At 54.0% G+C, this 24,529-nt stretch carries 23 protein-coding genes; all 23 read right to left on the bottom strand.

The genetic code is table 11. From position 1 onward, the window contains the following. Position 1: 1 nt before the first annotated feature. Positions 2 to 1,132: a non-hydrolyzing UDP-N-acetylglucosamine 2-epimerase gene (gene wecB / locus J7E36_RS24210; RefSeq protein ID WP_215008748.1), complete on the bottom strand. Its 1,131-nt coding sequence runs from the start codon at positions 1,130 to 1,132 to the stop codon at positions 2 to 4. Between the two features lie 22 nt (positions 1,133 to 1,154). Further along, positions 1,155 to 2,273, bottom strand: a complete 1,119-nt coding sequence (wbjC, locus tag J7E36_RS24205) for a UDP-2-acetamido-2,6-beta-L-arabino-hexul-4-ose reductase (RefSeq protein ID WP_215008706.1) — start codon at positions 2,271 to 2,273, stop codon at positions 1,155 to 1,157. A 5-nt stretch (positions 2,274 to 2,278) separates the two neighbouring features. Further along, positions 2,279 to 3,313: a polysaccharide biosynthesis protein gene (locus J7E36_RS24200; RefSeq protein ID WP_215008704.1), complete on the bottom strand. Its 1,035-nt coding sequence runs from the start codon at positions 3,311 to 3,313 to the stop codon at positions 2,279 to 2,281. A gap of 31 nt (positions 3,314 to 3,344) precedes the next feature. Then, entirely contained in the window at positions 3,345 to 4,127 is a 783-nt protein-coding gene (locus J7E36_RS24195; RefSeq protein ID WP_215008702.1) for an AglZ/HisF2 family acetamidino modification protein, read from the bottom strand. Position 4,128: 1 nt separating this feature from the next. Then, entirely contained in the window at positions 4,129 to 4,743 is a 615-nt protein-coding gene (gene hisH / locus J7E36_RS24190) for an imidazole glycerol phosphate synthase subunit HisH (RefSeq protein WP_215008700.1), read from the bottom strand. After that, positions 4,740 to 5,888, bottom strand: a complete 1,149-nt coding sequence (locus J7E36_RS24185) for an N-acetyl sugar amidotransferase (RefSeq protein ID WP_215008746.1) — start codon at positions 5,886 to 5,888, stop codon at positions 4,740 to 4,742. The genes hisH and J7E36_RS24185 overlap by 4 nt, the downstream gene beginning before the upstream one ends. 7 nt (positions 5,889 to 5,895) lie before the next feature. Next, complete coding sequence (locus J7E36_RS24180; protein WP_215008698.1) at positions 5,896 to 6,786, bottom strand: glycosyltransferase family 2 protein; 891 nt, start codon at positions 6,784 to 6,786, stop codon at positions 5,896 to 5,898. Beyond that, the gene (locus J7E36_RS24175; protein WP_215008696.1) at positions 6,783 to 8,024 is read right to left on the bottom strand and encodes a hypothetical protein; all 1,242 of its coding nucleotides are present in this window, start codon (positions 8,022 to 8,024) and stop codon (positions 6,783 to 6,785) included. The genes J7E36_RS24180 and J7E36_RS24175 overlap by 4 nt, the downstream gene beginning before the upstream one ends. Before the next feature lie 8 nt (positions 8,025 to 8,032). Beyond that, positions 8,033 to 9,400, bottom strand: coding sequence for an oligosaccharide flippase family protein (locus tag J7E36_RS24170; protein ID WP_215008694.1), 1,368 nt, complete (start codon positions 9,398 to 9,400; stop codon positions 8,033 to 8,035). Positions 9,401 to 9,445: 45 nt separating this feature from the next. Then, the gene (locus J7E36_RS24165; protein ID WP_215008692.1) at positions 9,446 to 10,540 is read right to left on the bottom strand and encodes a DegT/DnrJ/EryC1/StrS family aminotransferase; all 1,095 of its coding nucleotides are present in this window, start codon (positions 10,538 to 10,540) and stop codon (positions 9,446 to 9,448) included. Continuing rightward, complete coding sequence (wbpD, locus tag J7E36_RS24160) at positions 10,537 to 11,124, bottom strand: UDP-2-acetamido-3-amino-2,3-dideoxy-D-glucuronate N-acetyltransferase (RefSeq protein ID WP_215008690.1); 588 nt, start codon at positions 11,122 to 11,124, stop codon at positions 10,537 to 10,539. The genes J7E36_RS24165 and wbpD overlap by 4 nt, the downstream gene beginning before the upstream one ends. Positions 11,125 to 11,231: 107 nt before the next feature. Next, on the bottom strand, positions 11,232 to 12,176 hold the full coding sequence (wbpB, locus tag J7E36_RS24155) for a UDP-N-acetyl-2-amino-2-deoxy-D-glucuronate oxidase (protein ID WP_215008688.1): 945 nt from the start codon (positions 12,174 to 12,176) through the stop codon (positions 11,232 to 11,234). A 43-nt stretch (positions 12,177 to 12,219) separates the two neighbouring features. Beyond that, the gene (wbpA, locus tag J7E36_RS24150) at positions 12,220 to 13,533 is read right to left on the bottom strand and encodes a UDP-N-acetyl-D-glucosamine 6-dehydrogenase (RefSeq protein WP_215008686.1); all 1,314 of its coding nucleotides are present in this window, start codon (positions 13,531 to 13,533) and stop codon (positions 12,220 to 12,222) included. A gap of 326 nt (positions 13,534 to 13,859) precedes the next feature. Further along, complete coding sequence (locus tag J7E36_RS24145; protein WP_215008684.1) at positions 13,860 to 14,903, bottom strand: LPS O-antigen chain length determinant protein WzzB; 1,044 nt, start codon at positions 14,901 to 14,903, stop codon at positions 13,860 to 13,862. A gap of 185 nt (positions 14,904 to 15,088) precedes the next feature. Continuing rightward, positions 15,089 to 15,313, bottom strand: a complete 225-nt coding sequence (locus tag J7E36_RS24140; protein WP_215008682.1) for a lipopolysaccharide assembly protein LapA domain-containing protein — start codon at positions 15,311 to 15,313, stop codon at positions 15,089 to 15,091. Positions 15,314 to 15,339: 26 nt separating this feature from the next. Further along, entirely contained in the window at positions 15,340 to 15,639 is a 300-nt protein-coding gene (gene ihfB / locus J7E36_RS24135; protein WP_215008680.1) for an integration host factor subunit beta, read from the bottom strand. 143 nt (positions 15,640 to 15,782) lie between these two features. Continuing rightward, the gene (locus J7E36_RS24130) at positions 15,783 to 16,061 is read right to left on the bottom strand and encodes a hypothetical protein (RefSeq protein WP_215008678.1); all 279 of its coding nucleotides are present in this window, start codon (positions 16,059 to 16,061) and stop codon (positions 15,783 to 15,785) included. Positions 16,062 to 16,331: 270 nt separating this feature from the next. Further along, the gene (rpsA, locus tag J7E36_RS24125; RefSeq protein ID WP_215008676.1) at positions 16,332 to 18,023 is read right to left on the bottom strand and encodes a 30S ribosomal protein S1; all 1,692 of its coding nucleotides are present in this window, start codon (positions 18,021 to 18,023) and stop codon (positions 16,332 to 16,334) included. 121 nt (positions 18,024 to 18,144) lie between these two features. Continuing rightward, entirely contained in the window at positions 18,145 to 18,834 is a 690-nt protein-coding gene (cmk, locus tag J7E36_RS24120) for a (d)CMP kinase (protein ID WP_215008673.1), read from the bottom strand. Continuing rightward, positions 18,831 to 21,038: a bifunctional prephenate dehydrogenase/3-phosphoshikimate 1-carboxyvinyltransferase gene (locus J7E36_RS24115; protein ID WP_231286386.1), complete on the bottom strand. Its 2,208-nt coding sequence runs from the start codon at positions 21,036 to 21,038 to the stop codon at positions 18,831 to 18,833. The genes cmk and J7E36_RS24115 overlap by 4 nt, the downstream gene beginning before the upstream one ends. Positions 21,039 to 21,066: 28 nt before the next feature. Further along, the gene (hisC, locus tag J7E36_RS24110; protein ID WP_215008669.1) at positions 21,067 to 22,179 is read right to left on the bottom strand and encodes a histidinol-phosphate transaminase; all 1,113 of its coding nucleotides are present in this window, start codon (positions 22,177 to 22,179) and stop codon (positions 21,067 to 21,069) included. Positions 22,180 to 22,192: 13 nt separating this feature from the next. Further along, positions 22,193 to 23,287: a prephenate dehydratase gene (gene pheA, locus J7E36_RS24105; RefSeq protein ID WP_215008667.1), complete on the bottom strand. Its 1,095-nt coding sequence runs from the start codon at positions 23,285 to 23,287 to the stop codon at positions 22,193 to 22,195. Then, positions 23,287 to 24,372, bottom strand: a complete 1,086-nt coding sequence (gene serC / locus J7E36_RS24100; protein WP_215008665.1) for a 3-phosphoserine/phosphohydroxythreonine transaminase — start codon at positions 24,370 to 24,372, stop codon at positions 23,287 to 23,289. The genes pheA and serC overlap by 1 nt, the downstream gene beginning before the upstream one ends. Positions 24,373 to 24,529: the final 157 nt, after the last annotated feature.

Genomic DNA, 24,529 nt, shown 5'->3' with positions numbered 1-24,529 from the left:
CTCAATACCGCTTCCAGACGACACGGTTCACGTAGTCGGTATAGCTGTGCACGATCCGGGCAACCTTTTCGGAAACGTTGGGCATGCTGTAGTCCGCCACCAGACGCAGATTGCGCTCGGTACCGGATAGTTGTGACTGGAGGATATTCACCCCCTGCAGGACGCGCTCGACTTCCAGGCCGACCATCATCACTGCCGCCTCCTCCATCCCTTCAGGCCGCTCATGGGCTTCGCGCAGGTTCAAGGCCGGGAAATTGAGGATGGACGACTCTTCGTTGATGGTACCGCTGTCAGATAGGACGGCACGGGATTCGAGTTGCAGTTTGTTGTAGTCCATAAAACCCAAGGGTTTGAGCAGTCGGACGTTTTCATGGAACACGATGCCCATCGCATCCACACGTTTTTGAGTACGCGGATGGGTAGAGACAATAACGGGCTGTCCGAATGTGCGGGCTACGGTGTTAAGCACCTCGACCATCTTGAGGAAGTTCTTGTCCGAGTCGACGTTCTCTTCCCGGTGTGCGCTGACTACGAAGAACTTGCCCGCTTCCAGGCCAAGCCGTTCCAGGATGTCCGACGCCACAATGCTGTCACGATAGTAGTTGAGCACTTCGAACATCGGGCTGCCCGTCTTGATCACGCGATCAGCAGGCAACCCTTCACCCAGCAAATAATCACGGGCGATGGCGCTGTAGGTCAGGTTGATGTCTGCCGTATGATCGACGATGCGTCGATTGATTTCTTCGGGGACGCGCATGTCAAAACAGCGGTTCCCAGCCTCCATGTGGAAAGTAGGGATCTTGCGGCGCTTGGCCGGAATCACGGCCATGCAGCTGTTGGTATCGCCCAGTACCAGCAATGCCTCCGGCTGAATGGTCGCCAGCACCCGATCTACCGCGATGATCACGTTTCCGATGGTTTCGGCACCGGTACTTCCGGCAGCGTTCAAGAAGTGATCAGGCTTGCGAATGCCCAAGTCCTGGAAAAAGATCTCGTTCAGTTCGTAGTCGTAGTTCTGCCCGGTGTGCACCAATACGTGCTCACAGTACTTATCCAACGCAGCCATGACCCGGGACAAGCGGATGATTTCCGGACGCGTTCCTACGACGGTGACGATTTTCAGCTTTTTCAGTGCGGTATTCATTGCTAATCCTTCAGGCCCGGGTGCCAACAGCCATGGTGTAGGTGTCTGGCCGTTCACGATCAAAGATCTCGTTGGCCCACAGCATTACGATCATTTCGGTTTCGCCGGTGTTGGTGATGTCATGGGTCCAACCCGGTACCGTTTCGACCACTTGTGGTGTGTCGCCGTCCGTGTAGAGCTCGTAGAACTCACCGCTGACGATATGCCGGAAACGGAAGCAGGCATGCCCTTTGATAACCAGGAATTTTTCGGTCTTGCTGTGATGGTAATGCCCTCCCCGCGTAATACCTGGATGGGCAGTGAAGTAAGAGAACTGTCCCGCATCCGGGGTCTTGAGCATTTCGACGAATACGCCCCGAGCATCACCATGCTTGGGCAATTCGTAGGTGAATACTTCAGGAGGAAAGTAGCTTAGATACGTCGAATACAGCGCACGGACCAATCCGGTTCCGACCCGCTCGATCACCATGGTTTCCCGGCTGCGCTTGAACGCTTGCAATTGATCTGCCAGCGCCCCGACCGTAGTGTCGTAGACCGGCTGGACATCCAGATAGGGGCCCTTCGCGACATTGCCATCCATGACTTCGATGAAGCTTTTGACCACATCGTCGATATACACCAACTGCAATGGAGCCGCCGGGTTATTGATAGTGATCGGCAAGTCACGGACGATGTTATGGCAGAAGGTCGCTACCGCCGAGTTGTAGTCAGGTCGCGCCCATTTTCCAAAAACGTTGGGCAGACGATAGAGATAAACCGGTGAGCCTTGCTGTTCCGAAAGCTCGATCAATGCGTGTTCAGCGTCCCGTTTGCTCGTTCCATAAGGATTATCCACCTCGGCCTGTATGGACGAGGTGTAGATCACAGGGATCGATCGACCGGTAGCCTTGATGGCTGCGCACAGCGCTGAGGTCAGGCCACTATTACCTTCGCTGAACTCTTCGACACGCTGCGGTCGATTGACGCCGGCCAGGTGAAACACAAAGTCCACATCCTCAAGCATCGACAACAGATCAGAAGAGGCGTGTTCACGACCAAATCCGACTACCTGAATGTCCTGGCGCTCATGCAGGTGCGCCACAACGTTCTTGCCGACAAAGCCGTTGACGCCGGTAATAAGAACTTTCATGAGCCTCACTCCTCTGGAGTGGCATGCTCGCCACGCTGGATCGCCCGCATGAATTCCAGCTTCAACAACAACTTTTGCATGCCTTCGACGTCCAGGCGTTCGGTGTTATGCGAGTTGTAGTCCTCGGTGTGGGAGATCTTCTCCTCGCCTTGCTCGACAAACTTGCTGTAGTTCAAGTCGCGCAAATCCGGCGGGACTCGGAAATAGGCACCCATGTCTTCTGCACAGGCCATTTCTTCACGGCTGAGCAATGCTTCATATAGCTTTTCGCCGTGGCGCGTGCCAATGATCTGAATGGGGTGATCGGGCAGTCCGAGCATGGCCGTCAGCGCTAGCGCCAGGGTTTCCACGGTAGCCGCAGGCGCTTTCTGGACAAAAAGATCGCCGTTGTTGCCATGTTCGAAGGCATAGAGCACCAAGTCCACTGCATCGGACAGGGTCATCATGAACCGGGTCATATTCGGATCGGTGATCGATAGCGACTTCCCTTCACGGATCTGCTCGACGAACAAGGGAATGACTGAGCCTCGGGAAGCCATGACATTTCCATAGCGTGTGCCGCAGATAACCGTCTTGCTCTCGTCGACGTTACGCGACTTGGCGACCATGACCTTTTCCATCATCGCCTTCGAAATACCCATGGCATTGATGGGATAGACAGCCTTGTCGGTGCTCAGGCAAACCACCCGTCGGACACCGTTCTGAATAGCAGCCTCGAGCACGTTATCGGTGCCGATCACGTTGGTTTTCACCGCTTCCATGGGATGGAATTCGCAGGACGGAACCTGCTTGAGGGCTGCGGCATGAAAAATATAGTCAACACCGCGGGTTGCATTCAGCACGCTTTGGTAATCACGCACATCACCGATGTAAAACTTCAGTTTGGCGTTACCGTAACGCTTGCGCATGTCGTCCTGTTTTTTTTCATCGCGGCTGAAAATGCGTATCTCAGCGATGTCGGTATCCAGGAAACGTTTGAGCACTGCGTTACCGAAAGAACCAGTACCGCCAGTAATAAGAAGTTTCTTGCCGTTGAACATATGATCTGACCTTTGCCGCGAACCCGGAGAATTACCGGGCTCGTAGAGCTGAATAAATTATGTCGTCTTTCTGCTGAGCGCTCGGGTAGCTGATCAGCACAGCCCGATATGCGCCCTTGAACACAAAGAAGCTGCCTGCAGCCACACCCACCACGCCACAAGCTGCCACGACGCTACGCATGTCTTCGAGTGAACCACCGCCGCCCAGGATGGTAATGGGGATGCGCACGGCTTCACGGAGCTTAACGGCAAGCTCCACATTGTAGCCTTTCATCCTGCCGTCGTTTTCGATGGAATTGAGCACGATCTCCCCGGCTCCGAGCTTTTCGAACTCTTGAGCCGCCTCAAGAACGCTGCGCTTGGTGTTTCGCGTGCCGTTGTGCGTCCAGACCTCCTGCTGCTTACTCAACAGGCGCGCCTTATGGTCCAGGACCACGACAACGCTCTGGCTGCCGATTTCTTCCGCGATCTGGCTGATCAACTCAGGGGTTTCAAAAGCTGCCGAGCTGATGGCGACCTTTTCGACGCCCAGCGAAATAATGTCCTTGGCTTGCTGCACAGTACGAATGCCCCCGCCATAGCACAACGGCATGCGGCACTCAGCCGCCAGTTTGGCAATCTGAGCATAATTAGGTTCGACCGCGTTCACGGTGGCGTCGATGTCGATCACGATCAACTCGTCCGCTTCTTTCTCGTTGAAAATCTTCACCGCATTGATCGGGTCCCCAACGTACTTGGGGTCCTTGAACTTCACTGTCTTCACCAGCCCGCCGTCTTGTATCAGCAAGCAAGGAATGATCCTGGGTCTCAACATCTCATAGTTCCGCGAAGTTTTTCAGTAATCCCACGCCGAAATGGTGGCTTTTTTCAGGGTGAAACTGGGCCCCGTACACATTTTCAGCGCGCACGGCACAGCTGAACTCCAAGCCGTAGGAGGATGTAGCCTCGCTGTGCCGGGCATCTTCGCATTCAAAAAAGAACGAATGCAGAAAATAAAAGCGCGCGTCGTTCTCAAAGCCCTTGAACAACACGGAGTCTGCAGCCGGGGTGACATCGTTCCAGCCCATGTGCGGCAGAGGTACGTCAGTCAGGCCTGGTACGGACTTGAAAGACCGAACGCATCCGGGCACCCAGCCAAGACCAGGCATGGAGCCCTCGTCACTGCGGTTCGCCAATATTTGCATGCCAACACAAACGCCCAGCACCGGGACCTTGTGTCCCAGAACCGATTCTTCGAGGGCGGGACGCATGCCCGAGGCATCAAGCCTCTGGACAGCATTGTCGAACGCGCCGACCCCGGGGAGGATCAACTTGGTCGCGCCATCCAGCTGCGCAGCCGTCTGAGCGACGGCAACCGGGATGTGCAAACGTCGATAAACGTTCACGAAAGCCTGGATATTCCCCAGACCATAGTCAATGATGGTAATCATCTGAAAAGCCGTCTTTCCAATCCGATTGCACTGAGAACCCGAGCACCTATTCCAATCAGGAAGCGCTTGTTTTTGTAATCATGGAAGGTTTTATTTTCGCCGTCGAAAATGCGCTGAAGTTCAGGAACAGTCAAGTCTAACTTGTGCGCAACATACTCAAACTCGGATGTCAGAAAATTCTCATCCAGCTCGGGCCTGGCGATACGCTCCAGAGCGGCCTCGCGAGTCATCTGTCCAGTCATGATGAGGCTGGAGAAATGAGCACGGCGTTTCTCATAGCCAAACTTGCGTGGCATCCAATAATCTTCGTAGAAACGCGTGAACCTGGATTCGTGGTGTTTGTGCTGAAAACGCTTCCACCCAAACAGACGCTCCAGCGTTTCTTCGGCCTCGCTTTTTACATAGGGCACTAGATTCAGAGGGCGTACAACCTCCATGCCTAAGACGTAGCGATAATAAATCTTATAAGCCAACACATCTACAAGAGGAAACGTTTTCAAAGCTCTTGTACCGAACTGACCATGAATATCGTTGATCAATGTTTTATCGATACCTGGGTAAGCGCCCCACTCCTCAGGTTCACGACAACACTCAGTGGAATAATTGGCGCCCGTCAGTACATACTTTATTTTGTTGGCCTTGGCAAACTTATAAAGCCCGGAAAAAAAAGCGGTATCCTGAGGAATGTCTTGGTCCGGAATTTGAGACTTCAAAAAAGCCACTTGCAGGCTTTTCATTTCCTCCCAATTGATAACATCGGTATACAACTCCAATCCCAATCCGTCTACCAGCTTCTCGATATTGCCAACCGCCTGATCAGTGTTCCAACCAGCATCGACATGAAAGAGCAAGGGACGGAGCCCCATTTTTTCCTTGGCGATATAGGCCAAATAGGAACTGTCAAGCCCACCGCTCAGACCAATAATGCAATCGAAGTCACGCCCTTTGCCATCTTTCTTTATTTTTTCCGCAATTTTCATTAGCTCTGCCGTACCGACCGAACCGGTGTCCCAACTTGGCTTAATACGGCCACTAAAATTATTGCAATACTCGCACACCCCATGCACATCAAAAGAGATGTTAGGATCAGAACTGTCCATGATACAGGTCTTACAAATCTTGTAACTAGCCGAGCTAAGCTTCATATCGTTCTCACCAGCCAGAAAGAAGGCCATACAATCGTTTACGTAGACTGTAGAAAAAACTGTTGGATGTAGAAAGCGCCCTCAACCGATTTACAAACCCCGTCTTGGCCGTCATAATCCCGAGGATATCACCTTTAACCCGATACTCCTCACAAAGAACCTTTTGATACAACTTCTCCTTAGCATTAGGTAGAAGTTCGCTCCCGTACATATCGTAAAACATACGGATAGCAGCCATGCGAGGAATGAGTTTCTTATTATAGGACTCATAATCCCCAAGCATATTGATGCTATTTCCGCTATGAACACGCCAACGACACCCTACGATGTCAGAGTGAACAATTTTCCAGTCAAAAAACGTAACCGCCAACTCCATCCAGGTGTCTTCATTAGGCAAGCTTTCTGGCACAGGAAATATTTTGGAGACTACCGGCCTGCTCATCATATAGGAAACGCCGGTCAGCCCCCCCTTACCGGGACGCTTCGGAATCAAATGACCGTCAAATTTTTTATTCTCCGACATTGTAATCAACTTACAAAGTCCGACGACAGGTTCGTCCACTGCGGACTCTTTGACCTTGTAAAAACGCGCCGCCAAACTCCCTGCCGGCATAATATCATCACCGGCATAAACGCATACAAACAGGCCTCCGGCGTTTGCCACACCGTAGTTAAAAGCCGAACATTTACCTGCCTTGGGATTTTTGAATAGGCGAAGTTGCGGAAAAGCCAACTGGAGCTCCGTCAAAATGCTCCATGTACTGTCACTTGAACCATCATCTACAACAATCACTTCAAAGTTCAGGCCTTCCTGCTCGAGCACACTTGTTACAGCAGACCTGACATAAATCGCTTCATTTTTGACAGCAATTACAACACTTACATCTGGATTATTCATACCCCCCCCGCCCATTTATTATTGCTTATCTCTCTAGGTGACTTAACCTTTAAAAACAAACAAGCTGCAAACATCAAAATATAGCCATTGCTCAGCAGCGTCCCAATAAGGCCACTTGTAAACAAACCCAGGAAAAAGATCAACCATAAGGACTTGAAGGCGTGGTCTTCGGATTTCCTGAACCATCGAAATGTCTGCCCAACAAAAAATGAATAGAGCCAGACTCCAAACCATCCGAGATTGGCGAACCCCTCGGTGAAATAAACAGCGTTTGAATTCGCTGTCTCATTCCAGCCCCACTCATGTTCAAAAACCAACTTTTCCAAAAAAACCCTATCTAAAGAAAACAGCGAGGCGAAGAAACCACTCGTTGCCCCATACAAAGGCTCGTTATTAAATTGCTGATCGAGTACTAATAGCGTATCCGAAGCGGTAAACATAGGTACCGAGACGGCTCGCCAGATCAAATGGTCTACGGCACTGTCTGGAAGGTATTTGGCACTGTAGAAATCAGCGCTCAATACTCCCCCACCCGCCCCCACCGACGGGTTGGATTCCGACCCGCCCATCGCGAGCAAAGTAACAACATATAGTATCAACGCCCCTCCGGAAAAGACGAATAATGCTACCGGAAGGCTTATCTTCTTTCTTTGAGAAGCAACATACAGCAGGGGCAATAGCGCGTTTAAAAACAAGGCCTTTTGCAAAAAACTCAATGAATAGCCAAAAAACACCAGCAAACACAAATATCGCAAACGGTGCCCATCCAGAAACATGCGCGCCAAGCTATATGGCAAAAATGCACTCATGAAAATTGTGCTTATATATATAAGAGCAACCTCAGCGCCTTCACGCCCTTTCAAGAATGCTCCACGTTGCGCACTCAACTCTTCGCTACTGGCACCCAACATTGCTGAGACAAGAGGAATAGCAGGTGCCGTATACAATGTCACAAAAAGGAAGACGAGAAATATTACCCACACAAAAAAATGCACAGTATTGGCATTCACAACCAATCGTTGTGCACTGGCCCTGAAGCGAAAATCGACCAAGGGCAAATAATAGCCAACAAACATGCTGAGCACTGAGAAAAAAGTCATCAGCGACAATTTGAGAAAATATTCACTGGGCAAAAATATATAATTAACAAAAAAAGGCATCACCATATATACCAGCGACAGCGCAAAGGCCACTAGGTACAACGAAAATCTGGTATTTGTTAACGTATAGAAAAACATTAAGACCTCTACCGGAGAAACCAGTGGCTTACCATCATGAGGCATTGGGCAAGGTAGATAATCATTGCAACCAATAGCACATAGGGATTACGTTTAATCACGTCAGACAGGTTAATACCTGCGACCCTCAAAACAATCAAAAAATAGATGAAATAAAAGATAAAACCGGTCAAGGCATATGTCTCGGTCAGACAACCAGCCCCAGTCACCGCCACACCGCATACAACACCCACGCGTAAAATTAAGCCAAACACCTGAAGCATCAGGGCTATAGGTTGGTTGTTGGTGGTGTGAAGAACCATTGAAATTGGCGAAACCAATAATTGCATAACAATCCACGGGATCATATACACGATGATTTCACCAGTGCGATCCCAAGCCTCGCCAAAAACGATGGAAAACACATAAGGCGCGGCCACCCCTCCGATAATGAGCGGCAGAATCCCTACTTTAATAATCCCGGAGAGAGTATTAGCAGTAAACTCACCAAGTCTCCCGTCACGCATTTTTTCTGGCGCATTGGAAATATAAACCTGCGACACCGCGCTGCCTATCAAACTGATAGGGGCCTGCATGATCTGCATAGCCAATAGAAGAAAGCCCGCTTCAGGGCCAATCGCCAAACCAGCAATGATAATAACCGGCACTTGAATCGACGCGTTGTTTGCCAATGCTTCCAAGGTAGAATACTTAGGAAATCTATTGTACTTTGCAAAAGTCTTCCCGAGCTGTTTGAAACAGAGCGCCTTTAGTAACTCCCTATCATTGCGTACACATCTAACTAGTAGCCCAACAGCACCTGCCCCATTATTGATGGTTTGACCAAGAATCAAACCTAATGGCCCAACAAACAGACCGCCATACGACAATTGCACCGCACTCGCTGATACAGCTTGTTGGACCTTAGTCTTAGCAATCACCGAAAATCGTTTTCTACGCCCCATCCAAAACTGCAAGGCACTGTAAGCGCCCGCTAAAAAAACTCCGACAGGAAGCACAAAAAAACAGCCAGCCAAACTGGGTTGTCCGAGCCAGGCAGCCAGGGACTCTGAGGTTATAAGCAGCCCCACGCCAACCACTAGCGCTGTCAAAAAAGAGAACCCAATCCCCAGCCCTAACAAATGCATGGCTTCTAGATCGTCCTCTGGCAAGGAAATAGCCAATTCAAATCTAAGTGTTGCCACTACCGAAAAGATACTCAAGAGTCCCAAATACACAGATAACATGTTGAAATCTTGAGGAGAATATAGCCGCGTCAGCAATGGCAATATAAGCACCAGCAGAAGCTGGGCAGCAGCCGTTCCTCCTACCAGGACGGTGACGGATTTGAAAAAATCATTAGCCCGATATTTATCAAATATTTTATTGAGATGCATATGCTCTCTCTAAACGATAAATCGGCAAGATTTTCGAAAAGCCCCTCATCGACCGACAGCGTCCATCACGGCCATGACGATCAACTCAATATCGCTTCTCTCAAGGTAGGGATGCATAGGTAAACTCAATACTTGCTCTGCGACTTCATCGCCCACCGCAAGTACAACCGTAGCATCCGCAACAGCAGGCTGTTTATTTAACGGAATAGGATAATGAACAACGGTCGGCACACCCTGTGCTTTAAGTTTGTCCTGAACCTGCGAACGCTCGGGTACTTTAATCGTGTATTGTGCAAAAACGCTGGTGGAAGTATCGGAAATGTAAGGCGTGGTCAACAGACCAGCCTCATTCAGAAGCGAAGAATATTGTTGCGCGACGCTCTGCCTGAGTTTCACTTCTTCTTCGAATATCTCGAGCTTTTGCAAAAGCACTGCCGCTTGGAGCGTATCAAGCCGACTATTCATTCCAATGCGGATATGGTGATATCTGCGATCCTGCCCATGGCGTGCGATCTGGCGCAACGTTACCGCAAGCTGATCATCATCCGTGAACATCGCACCGCCGTCGCCGTAGCAACCCAACGGTTTACTGGGGAAAAAACTTGTGCAGGCAATGGTGCTTAAGCTGCAAGAGCGCTTACCCTTGTAGGTTGCACCAAAACTCTGCGCGGCATCCTCAATGACCGGGACTCCATACTTCGAAGCGATGGCGTTAATAGCGTCAAAGTCTGCGCACTGCCCATACAAGGACACCGGTATGATCGCCTTGGTCCGGGGCGTAATTTTTGTTTCCAACAAACCCGGATCCATGTTGTAGGTCTTCGCATCAACATCGACGTAGACTACCTTGGCCCCCAACACAGCAGCGGCTTCAGCGGTGGCTATATAACTGAAACCAGGCGTGATGACCTCATCTCCGGTACCAACACCTAATGCCATCAAAGCAATTTGCAAGGCATCCGTACCATTTGCGCACGTGATGCAATGTTTGGCGCCAACAAACGAAGCCAGCTTTTGTTCAAGCTCTGTAACTTCCGGCCCTAGGATGTATTGACCATGTGCTAATACGCGCTGAAGCGCGGCATCAAGTTGGTCCTTGATGCGAAGCTGCTGTTTTTTCAGATCTATAAATTCAATCATTGCGCAGCTTCCGTTTTACTGAGAACCTTACCATCCAGTTTATATATTGCGCCGCTGTGCTGGCATACCACGGAAAGGTGCCCCTCCAATGGTAACTCCAACTGCTCACCGAACTCACTCATCCAGCCAATTTGGCGAGCCGGCACCCCAACCACCAGTGCAAAATCAGGTACATCTCTATTGATTACCGCACCAGCGCCTATAAATGCAAACTGGCCAATCGTTACGCCACATACGATAGTACTGTTAGCGCCCAAGGTAGCGCCTTTGCGGACGACCGTATTACGATACTGATCTTTACGTTCAATCAAGGAGCGGGGATTGTATACATTGGTGAACACCATGCTCGGCCCGCAAAAGACCCCCTCCTCCAGAGTAACGTTGTCATATACCGAGACATTGTTCTGAATTTTGCAATAATCACCAATAACGACCTTGTTGCCCACAAAAACGTTTTGGCCTAACGAAACGCCCTTTCCGATCCGAGCACCCGCACATACGTGCACGAAGTGCCATACCCGTGAATTTTCACCAATGACTGCGCCTTCGTCGACGATGGCGCTGCTATGAACCGAATAGTTCACACTTCGCTCCTGTAAATTACTTAGCCCTGTCCTTGGGAGACAGGGCTAATCTGAAAGTAATCAGAGGGCTCGCCAAGCGCAGACCATCTGGACACGAAACTTAGTACCTACAGGCCACGCAGGAAAGGGTGACCTTCGTCGTTTTGCGCAGGTGTAATGGCACTTGATCGTATAGTGTTCACTGTCTCTACGCAGTGACGCGCGTCCTCGATCCCGTAGCCGCGACCCGCGAGAATTTCTGAATAGCTAACGGTATGAAGATCAGTGAAGCCTTCGGAAAACTCCATTTCCTCGCCGTCGACCGTAATGGAGCGATAGGTGCTCTTCTTGCCCTTGACAGTCTCGGGAAGGTCATTTGCATCAATCGAGAGAAACCAACGCACCCGGGCTTTTTCGTATTCCAAGTAACCTGCGGCTTTATGCTCGGACGTAAAGTGCACAACATTTCGCTGCAACTTTCCAAAAATGAAATGCAACATGTCGTAGAAGTGCACACCGATATTGGTCGCCAAGCCAAAGGACTTGCGTGGATCGCCCTTCCAGCTCTCCATGTACCATTTACCACGGGACGTGATGTAGGTCAGTTCAACATCATATTTCGTAGAGCGTTGTTGCTCAGCAACTTTCGCTTTAAGGTCAAGAATCGCCTGGTGGTGACGCAACTGAAGAATATTGTAGACCCGCTTACCGGTCTCTTTTTCAATCAGGGCGATTTCATCAAGAATCTGCGGTGTCGGCACCAAAGGCTTTTCACAAATCACATCGCAACCCAAACGTAACCCAGCAGCGATGTGAGCATGGTGCAAATAATTGGGTGAACAAACGGCAACATAATCAAGCGCTGTACGTGCATCACGCTTGAGTTGAAAGGCGTGCTCTTGAAAACGCTCAAACTGGGTAAAAAATTCACTGCCTGGGGAAATGCTATCAATAACGCCTACCGAGTCATTGATATCATAGGCAGAGACCAACGTGTTACCCGTGTCTTTGATAGCACGCATATGCCGAGGGGCGATGTAACCGGCGGCGCCGATCAGTGCAAAATTCTTCATTTAACCTCTGTATTCACTAAGACGCGAAACAAGCAATTGGACATTAAGCCTTAATAATATGAGACGCAGGTTCGCGATACTTACCACGGCTATCGACAATCAACTTTGCGTGCTGCTTGATCAACGAGTAATCGAACTTATCATGATCAGTTGCCAAGATCACAGCATCGAATGAAGCAATATTGCTACCTGTCAGAGGCTCACTACCAAGCTCGAAATGATGCTCCCGCATCTTGGGAAATACCGGGACGTGCGGATCGCTATAAGCAACTATTCCGCCCTTTGACTCGACCAGCTCCATGATCTCAACCGATGGCGACTCGCGCATATCATCCACATTCTTTTTATAGGCAATGCCCAGCACTAGGACCTTACTCCCCTTAAGGGCCTTGCCGGCGTTGTTGAGCCCATCCATCAGTTTGCTGAGCACGTACTCGGGCATGGCTTGGTTTACTTCGCCGGACAGTTCGATAAATCGAGTATGGAGGCCGTACTCGCGAGCTTTCCAGGTCAAATAAAATGGATCGATGGGGATACAGTGACCGCCTAGCCCAGGACCAGGGTAGTACGCTGTAAAACCGAAGGGTTTGGTCGCGGCAGCGTCAACCACTTCGAAAATATCGATGCCCATACGATCGGCCACGATTTTCATCTCATTCACCAAGCCGATATTCACAGCTCGGTGAATGTTCTCCAACAGCTTGGTCATCTCCGCAGCTTTGGCTGAGCTCACCGGAACTACACGATCAATGGCCTGCTCGTATAACGCGATCCCAACTTCAAGGCACGCAGGAGTATCACCGCCGATAATTTTTGGAATGGTCCGGGTTTCAAAATTCGGATTACCTGGATCTTCACGCTCAGGGGAATAGACCAGAAAAATGTCCGTACCTACCTTGAGGCCGCCTTCCTGTATGCGAGGCAGAAGCTCCTCTTCGGTAGTGCCAGGGTAGGTCGTACTCTCCAGAGACACAATCTGCCCGTGGCGCAAATAAGGCTTTATGGCATCTGTTGTATTAATCACGAAGCTCATATCCGGCTCGCGATATTTATTGAGTGGCGTTGGTACACATAGAATCAACGCATCGCACTCTGAGACCCGGGCAAAATCAGTGGTCGCCTCAAACCCTTGCGATTTGGCAGCAGCAATTCGCTCGCTAGGTATATGCTCAATATAGCTTAACCCTTGGTTAAGACGATCAACTTTGAACACATCAATATCAATGCCTAACACCCTGAAGCCGATCGCGTTATAGCGCAGCATCAATGGTAAACCGACATAACCAAGACCCACGATACCAATGACCGCTTCTCTAGTTTTGAACCTGGTTACGCTCGATTGTTTAACGCCTGACATCACTGAATCCCTTAGTCACGAAGCCTTTAATTTACGGATCATCGACAAACGCTCATGATTTCTTTGAAATCGTCATTCATGGTTGAGCTGTTTGTTTGCCATTGATCAATCATGCATACGAAAAATATGCTACATCGGTTTTCTCCGCTGACTCGGCCAATGCAGCATCAGCCGATCACTTAGGGGAGCAAACTGTCCTCAACGGCGCCAGCTGGGCTGGCACCGCAAAATGGGGTGCCACGAATATCAGTCACCATCCGTAGTTGGAACCACCTGTATCGAGACGTTTGCATGATCCGACCAAGCTCCAAAATTCAGCAATTATCTCAGCGCCGCTCTTTTCGATTGATTAGGAACCGAATCAGAGCTAAAAAGCCGCCAAGCATGAGACCGCCAACGAGACCCAAAATCAGGATCAAAGCCTTCCTGGGTTTGATGGGGCTCTCCGGAACCTCAACAACACCATCCTGACGATAAACTGAAATACTGTCAGCATCGACATTCAACTGACGATAAAAGTTATATCGCATCTGAAGTGTCCGTAAATCCCCTATGAACGCGTCATCGGAAGGTCTGGACTCCAGCGCTTCAACTTCGGCCGCAAGCGCTTTGCTACCACGTTGGTAATCCAACTTATCACCCGTATCCACCGTGATATCAACCCCGGCTGTCGAGTTCACGACAGGCGTTGTGAGGCCGATCGCCTTCGCAATTTGCAAAGCTTCGCGCAGTTGCTGAATCCGGTCCTCGCGTATCCGCTGAGCAGTTTCTCGCACGCTAACAATGCGTTGCTCCAGGTTACGAGCCCTCACCGAAGCTTCGGTTGTAACGTTCTTGATCAGCTCTGATTCGGCTGCCTCGCTGGCGCGCTGAACATACGTTTTCGCCCACTCAGTAGCCTGCACAGGGTCGCCGCTTTGAACAGTGACCGAGAAACGGTCTGGAGTATCCCTGCCAGGTCCCCGAATTAACAACTCTCGAGAGAAACGCTCATATAAGCGATCAAGGGGGCCAGCTCGCTGAGACTCATCCAGCGAGGGAAGGTATACCTTGTTAAAGAAGGTTTGACGGAGAGACTCACCCTGGAGGTTTCTAGCGAACACATCGTAGACCTCTTTGATCGAGTAGGCGTCAAGCTCTGTGCTTTTCCCACGACCGTAATTGAGCTCAGCAATGCCATTCTGGGTGGGAGGTATGATAAAAAGTTTGGCTTCGTAAATGGGCTTACTCAGGAAGGCATAGGCCGTTGCTCCTATGGTGACCAGAAGCGTAATTACCAGAATCAGCCATTTTTGGACCCATATCCCTCGGGCAAGCTCACTCAGGTCGATCTCTTCGGACCCCTGCATATCAATGTGTTTATTTTGCATACCAAGCCCCGCTCCCTTTTTTTGAGGTACGTACAGACAAACTGAACGCATTAAAAGGCAAGACGGCTAAGGCCCTGGCGAGCACAACCCTAAACTGAGTTAAATTAAATACAGACAAAACGCACCCAAAGTCAGAAAAATTGTAGACAGTGATCCTTACCAAGACTACTGGGTTCACGCACCCCTTATTTCAACCGTCGACGCGCCCCCATGGACCAGGCGAGCAACGGTCCGAGCATCATACCAGCGAGGAGCGCCAGGAGCACGTAAACCGAAACAGGAAGCAGTGGGGCGGACCAGCCAAGGAACATCAACGCAGCCGGCTGAGTATTTTCGAGCACGAACAGCACAATAGCCACGGCCACGAGCAGCGCAGCTACGACAAGCGCCAAGCGCTTAAAGTTCCGCATTCATGCACCTCCGCTCAGACACTATATCAAAGCCCATCCCCTTCCTCCTCTTCATTCACGCGATCTCTGAGCTCTTTGCCTGGTTTGAAATGAGGGACGAATTTACCGTCAAGGCTGACGGACTGGCCCGTCTTCGGATTACGCCCAACCCGCGGCGCACGGTAATGGAGGGAAAAGCTGCCGAAGCCACGAATCTCGATACGGTCCCCCGTGGCCAGACATTGGGACATTTGTTCAAGCATGGTCTTGATGGCCAACTCCACATCCTTGGATGAGAGCAGCCCTTGATGGGTGACAATTCGTTCGATCAACTCCGACTTCGTCATATTTTTCCCTTCTTTTTCAAGCAGCTAGGAAAATCGCTTGAAAAGGTTTTAGCATGACCGGAGGGATTTGAACAGCCCGAGTATTGACATATCTGCGCACTTTCGTGTTTGCCCATTTGCTAGCAGACCTTGCACTTGAACGCTCAGCGACAGATCACCAGCATCGTGCGGGTCAGGTAGCCGGCCGGGTTGAAGCCGAAGGGGTAGATATCTCCATCCTTGGCGTCATCGGAACGGGTGATGACTTTGTAGCCTGCGCCTTTGCACTCTTTGGTAGCGCGCTTGTGGCATTTTTCCCAGCCCGAGCCCAGGCCGGAACAATCGACCTCGATGCCACTGATGCCGCGCACAGCGTGGGTCTTGGCATTTGTGGTGCAACCCGCCAATACTAATACCGCGAATACCAGGATGAGTCCGTTCATTCGCCTCCTTAAATATGCAGCACCGACTGGGTGGTGTATGACCTGGCGCTATCGCGAGCAGGCTCGCTCCCACATTGGCCTGGGGAGACCAGGGCATCAGCAGCCCGACCTGAACAAGTGATTGATCCGTTAAAAGGAAAAAACAGTTAGCGCACAGTAAAGGTTTCACCTTGAGCGCACAACGGCGATCCCAGCCATTCTGCCCCCCCCCTGAATCGCACCCACAAAAAAGGGCGACCGAAGTCGCCCTTTTTCATGGTCAGACAGAACTCAGTTCTGTTTTTCCATCTGTGCACGCAGCAGGTCGCCCAGAGTGGTAGGACCAGCAGCAATGTCAGTAGCTGGCTTGTCGCGCAGGCTCTGGATTGCTTCTTTCTCTTCAGCGTCGTCTTTCGACTTGATGGAGAGCTGGATTACGCGGCTCTTGCGGTCAACGCTGATGATCTTGGCTTCTACTTCTTCGCCTTCTTTCAGAACGTTGCGCGCGTCTTCAACGCGGTCACGGCTGATTTCGGAGGCTTTCAGAGTCGCTTCGATATCGTCGGCCAGGGTGATGATGGCGCCTTTGGCGTCAACTTCTTTCACGATGCCCTTAACGATTGCGCCTTTGTCGTTCTCTTGAACGTACTCGGAGAACGGATCGCTTTCCAGTTGCTTGATACCCAGGGAGATACGCTCGCGCTCTGGGTCAACCGACAGGATAACGGTGTCCAGCTCGTCGCCCTTCTTGAAGCGGCGTACGGCTTCTTCGCCCACTTCGTTCCAGGAGATGTCGGACAGGTGAACCAGGCCGTCGATGCCGCCGTCCAGACCAATGAAGATACCGAAATCGGTGATCGACTTGATGGTGCCGGAGATTTTATCGCCCTTGTTGAACTGGCCAGAGAAGTCTTCCCACGGGTTGGACTTGCACTGCTTGATGCCGAGGGAGATACGACGACGCTCTTCGTCGATGTCCAGCACCATGACTTCCACTTCGTCGCCGACTTGTACGACTTTCGAAGGGTGGATGTTCTTGTTGGTCCAGTCCATTTCGGAAACGTGTACCAAGCCTTCAACGCCTTCTTCCAGCTCAGCGAAGCAGCCGTAGTCGGTGAGGTTGGTAACACGCGCGGTGACGCGGGTGCTTTCAGGGTAACGGGCTTTGATAGCAACCCATGGATCTTCACCCAGTTGCTTGAGGCCCAGGGAAACACGATTGCGCTCGCGATCGTACTTCAGAACCTTGACATCGATCTCGTCGCCAACGTTGACGATTTCCGAAGGATGCTTGATACGCTTCCAGGCCATGTCGGTGATGTGCAGCAGGCCATCGACGCCACCCAGATCGACGAATGCGCCGTAATCGGTGAGGTTCTTGACGATACCCTTGACCTGTTGGCCTTCCTGCAGCGATTCCAGCAGAGCTTCGCGCTCGGCGGAGTTCTCGGCTTCCAGGACACTGCGACGGGAAACGACAACGTTGTTGCGCTTCTGGTCCAGCTTGATGACCTTGAATTCCAGCTCTTTGCCTTCCAGGTGCGTGGTGTCGCGCACTGGACGGACGTCAACCAGGGAACCTGGCAGGAACGCACGGATGCCGTTAACGTCGACAGTGAAGCCGCCTTTAACCTTACCGTTGATAACGCCCTTGACCACTTCCTCAGCTGCGAAAGCCGCTTCCAGAACGATCCAGCATTCAGCACGCTTGGCTTTCTCACGGGACAGCTTGGTTTCACCAAAGCCATCTTCAACCGAGTCCAGCGCAACGTGAACTTCGTCACCGACGTTGATGTTCAGTTCGCCAGCGTCGTTGTAGAACTGCTCAAGCGGGATGAGTGCTTCAGACTTCAGACCAGCGTGAACGGTTACCCAGCGAGCCTGGTAATCGATATCAACGATAACACCGGTGATGATGGAGCCAGCCTGAAGGTTCAGGGTTTTTAGGCTTTCTTCAAAGAGTTCCGCAAAGCTTTCGCTCATTTTAATTCCTGATGATTGGGGCGAAGTATACGCCCAGCTCCACACCCCAGACGGTGTGGGTTAGTTTCATATAATAAGAAGCACCGCAGGACTATGCCTGGTCCCCTGCGGAGCTTCCTGGTCACCCGGCGATATCGCGTAGTGCGATCTCGCTCATGATGCGTTGCAACACCTGATCGATGGACAACTCCGTGGAATCCAGCTGAATTGCATCGGCCGCCGGCTTGAGCGGGGCCACTGCGCGCTGGGTATCACGCTCATCGCGTGCACGGATCTCATCTAGCAGACTCGACAGACTAACATCCTCGCCTTTGCCCTTCAACTGCAAATATCGGCGACGAGCCCGCTCCTCCGCGCTGGCGGTGAGGAAAATCTTCAACGGCGCATCGGGAAAGACCACGGTGCCCATGTCACGGCCGTCGGCCACCAATCCCGGAGGCTCCTGGAAGGCGCGCTGGCGTTGCAACAATGCCTCGCGCACCGCCGGCAGCGCGGCAACCTGGGAAGCCCCGGCGCCAACGCTTTCAGTGCGGATCACATCGCTGACTTCGTCGCCTTCCAGAATGATGCGCTGCAATTGGCCGTCGGTCGCCGCGATGAACTGGACATCCAGGTGCGCGGCCAATGCCTTGAGCAGCTCTTCGTTGGTCAGGTCGACGCCATGGTTGGCGGCGGCGAACGCCAACAGGCGATACAAGGCACCCGAATCGAGCAGGTTCCAGCCCAACTGCCTGGCCAGGATCCCGGCGACGGTGCCCTTGCCCGAGCCGCTTGGGCCATCGATGGTGATGACCGGTGCCTTGATGATCACGATTGTGCCTCTTGTGCGACTCGAATGCCGACCTGTGCGCACAGCGCCAGGAAATTCGGGAACGACGTGGCGACGTTGGCACAATCATGGATGCGAATCGGCGCGCTGGCGCGCAACGACGCAACGCTGAAGGCCATGGCGATACGGTGATCGCCGTGACCATGGACTTCGCCGCCGCCGATCTGGCCGCCGTCGATGATGATGCCGTCCGGCGTCGGCTGGCACTTCACGCCCAGGGCCAACAGGCCATCGGCCATGACCTGGATCCGGTCCGATTCCTTGACCCGCAGCTCTTCGGCGCCGGTCAACACCGTGCGGCCTTCTGCACAGGCTGCCGCCACGAACAGCACCGGGAATTCGTCGATCGCCAGCGGCACCAGCGCTTCCGGAATCTCGATACCCTTGAGTTTAGCTGCTCTTACGCGCAGGTCTGCCACCGGCTCGCCGCCCACTTCACGCTGGTTTTCCAGGGTGATGTCAGCGCCCATCAGGCGCAGGATGTCGATCACACCGGTGCGGGTCGGGTTGATGCCGACGTGTTCGAGCACCAGGTCGGAACCCTCGGCAATGGACGCCGCCACCAGGAAGAACGCCGACGACGAGATATCGCCCGGCACTTCGATGTGGGTTGCAGTCAATTTGCTGCCGGACTCGACCGACGCCGTGGCGCCGTTGACGGTGACCGGATAGCCGAAGCCACGCAGCATACGCTCGGTATGGTCGCGGGTCGGCGCCGGCTCGGTGACGGTGGTCTTGCCTTCGGCATAAAGACCGGCCAGCAGCAGGCAGGACTTCACCTGGGCGCTGGCCATCGGCATGGTGTAGGTCAGGCCCTTGAGCTTGTTGCCACCGCGAATGGTCATCGGCGGGCGACCTTCGGCAGCCGTCTCGATGACCGCGCCCATCTCCCGCAGCGGGTCGGCGACACGGTTCATCGGGCGCTTGGACAGCGAGGCGTCACCGGTCAGGGTGCTGTCGAAGTCTTGCGCGGCCAGCAGGCCGGACAACAGACGCATCGACGTGCCGGAGTTGCCCAGGTAGATCGGCCCCGGAGCCGGCTTCAAGCCATGCAGGCCAACGCCATGGATGGTCACGCGACCATGATGGGGGCCTTCGATGACCACACCCATGTCGCGAAACGCTTGCAGCGTCGCCAGGGCGTCTTCGCCCTCGAGGAAGCCTTCCACCTCGGTCACGCCTTCGGCCAGGGAGCCGAGCATGATCGAACGGTGGGAAATCGATTTATCACCCGGTACACGAATACGCCCACTCAGGGAGCCACCAGGTTGTGCCAGGAAAATCAGATCGTTGGAGTTCATAGCGTCCACATAGGCCCGACGGGCCAGGATTTTACTGAAATGCTCGCGGGCCACCCGGGCGCGTGTGAAAACGCCCAGCAATTGGTGCCCGTCCCCTGCATCGACCGCGTCGCGCAAGGCGTCGAGGTCGCTGCGAAATGTATCGAGTGTGCGCAGGACAGCTTCGCGGTTGGCGAGGAAGATGTCGTGCCACATGACCGGGTCACTACCGGCGATTCTCGTGAAATCGCGGAAACCGCCGGCAGCGTAACGGAAGATCTCAAGATTTTCATTGCGTTTGGCCAATGAATCCACCAGACCGAACGCCAACAGGTGCGGCAAGTGGCTGGTAGCGGCCAATACTTCATCATGACGCTCGACCTGCATGTGCTCGACGTCGGCGCCGAGTTCGCGCCAGAGGCGATCCACCACCGCCAGCGCGGCCGGGTCGGTCTGCTCCAGCGGCGTCAGGATCACTTTGTGGCGGCGAAACAACTCGGCATTGGACGCTTCTACACCGCTCTGTTCGGAACCGGCAATCGGATGGCCTGGCACGAAGCGCGCCGGCAGCCCGCCGAACGCCAGGGTGGCCGCGCGCACGACATTGCCCTTGGCACTGCCGACATCCGTGAGGATGGTGTGCCCCAAGTCCATGGTCGCCAAGCGTGCCAGCAGTTTTTCCATCGCCAGGATCGGCACCGCCAACTGAATCACGTCGGCGCCCTGACAGGCGATCGCCAGGTCATCTTCGCAACGATCGACCACGCCCAGCTCAACCGCGAGCTTGCGCGACTGCGGGTCCAGATCGACGCCGACCACCTCGCGACACAGGCCGCTTTCCCGCAGGCCCTTGGCAAACGAACCGCCAATCAGCCCCAGGCCGACCACCACCAGGCGACCGATCATAGGGGCAGCAGGTTGCAGTGAAGTGACATCAACCACGAGCCAGAACCTTGCCCAACGCCTCAAGGAAACGGCTGTTCTCCGCAGGCAGGCCAATGGTGATGCGCAAATGGTTCGGCATGCCGTAATTGGCCACCGGACGCACGATCACGCCTTCACGCAACATGCCCTGGAACACCGGCGCGGCGACGCGACCCAGATCGACACAGATGAAGTTGCCTTTCGATGGAATCCAGCCCAGGCCCAGTTCACGAAAACCGGCTTCCAACTGCTGCATGCCGGCCTCGTTGAGACGACGGCTCTGCGCCAGGTAGTCCTCGTCCTGCAACGCGGCGCAGGCAGCGGCCAAGGCGAAGCTGTTGACGTTGAACGGCTGGCGCACGCGGTTCAGGACATCGGCCACCACAGCGGTGGACAGGCCGTAGCCAACCCGCAGCGACGCCAGGCCATAGGCCTTGGAGAAGGTGCGCGAGACCAGCAGGTTCGGGTAGGCCGCCAGGAAGTCCAGGCCATCGGGCAGGTCACTGCCTTCGGCGTATTCGATGTAGGCCTCGTCCAGCACCACCAGCACATGCTCGGGCACGTCCTGCAGGAAGTCGTCCAGGGCCTGGGCGTCGAACCAGGTGCCGGTCGGGTTGTTCGGGTTGGCGATGAAGACCACCCGGGTGTTGGCGTCGATGGCGGCCAGCATGGCCGGCAGATCGTGCCCCCAATCCTTGGCCGGTACCACATGGGCGTCAGCACCGACGGCCTGGGTCGCGATCGGGTAGACCGCAAACGCATGTTCGCTGAACACGGCGTTGAGGCCCGGCGCCAGGTAGGCGCGCGCCACCAGCTCAAGAATGTCGTTGGAGCCGTTGCCCAGGGTGACCTGGTTCAGCTCGACACCACAGCGCTCGGCCAGCAGGCTTTTCAGTGCAAAGCCATTGCCATCAGGGTAACGGGTCAGCTCGGCCGACGCGTCGCGGATCGCCGCCAGCGCCTTTGGGCTCGCTCCCAGCGGGTTTTCGTTGCTCGCCAGCTTGACGATGCTGGCCGGGTCCAGATCCAGCTCGCGGGCCAGTTCGTCCACAGGCTTGCCGGGAACGTAAGGCGAGAGTTGTTGCACGCCTGGCTGTGCCAGTGCGAGGAAGTTGCCACTCATTTGCTATCCGCCCTTAAAGAACTGCCTTGGGGTAGGAACCCAGCACCTTGAGTGCCACTGCTTCCTGACTGATTTTCTCAAGCACACCTTTTACCAGCGGATCGCGGTGGTGGCCGACGAAATCGATGAAGAACACGTAGGTCCATTTACCGCTGCGCGACGGACGGGTCTCGATCCGGGTCAGGTCGATACCGTTGTCATGGAACGGCACCAGCAGCTCATGGAGCGCGCCTGGCTTGTTGCTCATGGAAACGATGATCGAGGTCTTGTCGTCACCGGTCGGCGGTACTTCCTGGCTGCCGATCATCAGGAATCGCGTGGAGTTGTCCGGACGATCCTCGATCTTTTCGGCCAGGCGTGTCAGCCCATAGAGGCCGGCCGCCATATCCCCAGCAATCGCCGCCGAGTTCCACTCACCCTTGACCCGCTTGGCCGCTTCGGCGTTGCTCGATACCGCCACGCGCTCGACGTTCGGGTAATGAGCGTCCAGCCACTTGCGGCACTGGGCCAGGGACTGGGCGTGGGAATAGATCCGGCTGATGCTGTCGGTCTTGGTGTTCTCGCCCACCAGCAGGTGGTGGTGGATGCGCAGCTCGACTTCGCCACAGATCACCATGTCGTGTTCGAGGAAGCTGTCCAGCGTGTGGTTGACCGCGCCTTCGGTGGAGTTCTCCACCGGCACCACGCCAAAATTCACCGCGCCGGCCGCCACTTCGCGGAAGACTTCGTCGATGGCTGCCATGGGCTTGCTGATCACCGCGTGGCCGAAATGCTTCATCGCGGCGGCTTGAGTGAAGGTGCCTTCCGGACCCAGGTACGCCACTTTCAGCGGCTGTTCCAGTGCCAGGCACGACGACATGACTTCGCGGAACAAGCGCGCCATTTCTTCGTTGCTCAGCGGCCCTTTGTTGCGCTCCATGACTCGCTTGAGCACTTGCGCCTCACGCTCGGGACGGTAGAACACCGGCACTTCACCCTCGGCCAGGGAAGCCATCTTCACCCGGGCGACTTCCTGGGCGCAGCGCGCGCGCTCACTGATCAGCTCCAGGACTTTTTCGTCCAGGGCATCGATGCGCAGGCGCAGCGCCTTGAGTTCTTGCTCAGACATCAGCCTTGTTCCTTCTCGAACTCTGCCATGTAGGCAATCAGCGCGTTGACCGCATTGATGTCGACGGCGTTGTAGATGGAGGCGCGCATGCCACCGACCGAACGGTGCCCCTTGAGGTTCAGCAGCCCGCGCTCATCGGCGCCCGCCAGGAATGGCTTGTCGAGACGGTCGTCGGCCAGGCGGAAAGGCACGTTCATCCACGAGCGATCGGTCTTGTTGATCGGGTTGCTGTACAAGCCGCTGGCATCGATGAAGTCATACAGCGTGCGCTGCTTCACTTCATTGAGCTTGCCGATGGCTTCGACACCGCCCTGCTCTTTCAGCCACTCGAACACCAGGCCGGACAGGTACCAGGCCAGGGTCGGTGGCGTGTTGTACATCGAGCCGTTGTCCGCCGCGAGCTTGTAGTTGAGCATGGTCGGGCACAGGGAACGGGCGCGACCCAGCAGGTCTTCACGGATGATGCTGACCAGGATGCCGCTAGGGCCGATGTTCTTCTGGGCGCCGGCGTAGATCATGCCGAAACGGGAGATGTCCACCGGACGCGAGAGGATGTCCGAGGACATGTCTGCAACCAAGGGCACGTCGCCGGTTTCCGGGATCCAGTTGAATTCCAGGCCGCCGATGGTTTCGTTCGGCGCGTAATGAACGTAGGCCGCGTCCTTGGACAGGTTCCACTCGTTCTGGCCGGGAATGGCGAAATAGTCGTAGGGCTTGGCGGTGGCGGCAACGTTGACGTGACCATAGCGCGAAGCCTCTTCAATGGCTTTCTGCGACCAGATACCCGTGTCGATGTAGTCGGCCTTGCCGTTTTCCGGCAGCAGGTTCAGCGGGATCTGGGCGAATTGCTGGCTGGCGCCCCCCTGCAGGAACAGCACCTTGTAGTGGGACGGGATGTTCAGCAGATCACGCAGGTCCTGCTCGGCCTTGGTGGCAATGGACACGAACTCATCGCTGCGATGGCTCATTTCCATGACGGACAGGCCCTTGCCATGCCAGTCGAGGAGTTCACCCTGGGCGCGCTTCAGGACCGCTTCAGGAAGCGCCGCCGGGCCGGCACAGAAGTTATAGGCTCTCTTGCTCACATCCAATCTCGCTCTGATCTGGTGGTCACATAAATCTTGTGTTCGACACATGATCGTTCCCACGCTCTGCGTGGGAATGCATCCAATGACGCTCTGCGTCATGGGACGCGGAGCGTCCCGAGCGGCATTCCCACGCAGAGCGAGGGAACGATCCTGA

It is taken from the genome of Pseudomonas fluorescens (assembly GCF_018614775.1).
Taxonomy (GTDB): Bacteria; Pseudomonadota; Gammaproteobacteria; order Pseudomonadales; family Pseudomonadaceae; genus Aquipseudomonas; species Aquipseudomonas fluorescens_BY.
This window is presented reverse-complemented; position numbering and strand designations above follow the sequence as displayed.